Source organism: Streptomyces sp. sk2.1 (assembly GCF_008120935.1).
Taxonomy (GTDB): domain Bacteria; phylum Actinomycetota; class Actinomycetes; order Streptomycetales; family Streptomycetaceae; genus Streptomyces.
This window is the reverse complement of sequence record NZ_RDBO01000237.1, coordinates 1-653: the sequence shown is the minus strand read 5'-3', so window position 1 is coordinate 653 and position 653 is coordinate 1. Positions and strand designations below refer to the sequence as shown.

General features: G+C 69.2%; 1 protein-coding gene. It reads right to left on the bottom strand.

The features are described from left to right. Positions 1 to 653: vitamin B12 dependent-methionine synthase activation domain-containing protein (locus tag EAO76_RS43085; RefSeq protein WP_316248426.1), on the bottom strand; the 653-nt coding region annotated here is incomplete at both ends.

The window sequence follows — 653 nt, the reverse complement described above, 5'->3', positions numbered from 1 at the left end:
TCGGGGTGGTGGATGACGATCGCGTCGGTGGACTGCTCGGGGTGCAGCTGGAACTCCTCGGAGAGGTGCACCCCGATCCGCTCGGGCCGGAGCAGTTCGGCGATCTTCGCCCGGTCCTCCAGATCGGGGCAGGCGCCGTAGCCCAGGGAGAAGCGCGCGCCGCGGTACTTCAGCGCGAACATGTCCTCGACGTCGTCGGGGTCCTCGCCGCCGAAGCCGAGTTCGGCGCGGACGCGGGCGTGCCAGTACTCGGCGAGGGCTTCGGCGAGCTGGACGGACAGTCCGTGGAGTTCGAGGTAGTCGCGGTAGGAGTTGGCCTCGAAGAGTTTGGCGGTTTCCTCGCCGATGCGGGAGCCGATGGTGACGACCTGGAGGCCGACGACGTCGGTCTGGCCGGATTCTTCGGGGCGGAAGAAGTCGGCGAGGCACAGGCGGCGGCCGCGGCGCTGGCGGGGGAAGGTGAAGCGGGTGCGTTCGGAGCCGTCCTCGTGGAGCAGGATGAGGTCGTCGCCCTTGGAGACGCAGGGGAAGTAGCCGTGGACCACGGCCGCTTCCAGGAGGTTTTCGGTGTGGAGTTTGTCGAGCCAGCCGCGCAGGTGGGGGCGGCCCTCGGTTTCCACCAGTTCCTCGTAGGTGGGTCCGTCGCCGGTGCG